Origin of the sequence: Herbaspirillum sp. WGmk3 (genome assembly GCF_023952535.1) — a bacterium.
Taxonomy (GTDB): Bacteria; Pseudomonadota; Gammaproteobacteria; order Burkholderiales; family Burkholderiaceae_D; genus Herbaspirillum; species Herbaspirillum huttiense.
In genome coordinates this window covers 1-255 of the sequence record NZ_JAKYWT010000104.1, presented here as the reverse complement: position 1 = coordinate 255, position 255 = coordinate 1, and the positions used below count along the sequence as shown (strand labels likewise).

The 255-nt window shown below is 59.6% G+C and carries 1 protein-coding gene; it reads right to left on the bottom strand.

Annotated elements, in window-relative coordinates; genetic code table 11:
• Positions 1–255 (bottom strand): Ig-like domain-containing protein (locus MKD49_RS26085; protein WP_252697752.1); only part of this gene is annotated, 255 nt, incomplete at both ends.

Genomic DNA, 255 nt, shown 5'->3' with positions numbered 1-255 from the left:
CTGCAACCGCAGCAAACTCACCATTACCGGATACAACCGGAATGTTGACCTTGCCTGCAGCAACGCCGTTCACGGTGATGGTCATACCACTGACCGACACGGTGGCTTTTGTTTTATCCGCAGACACCGCACGAAAGCTCTTGTCGGTTACGCCCTCCGGCTGGAAGGCCACGGTCAGCGTGGTGCTCTGCCCTTTCACCACCGAGGTGCTGGCAGGCGTCACGGTCATGCCGGTTGCCGCTGTTACCGTGCTGC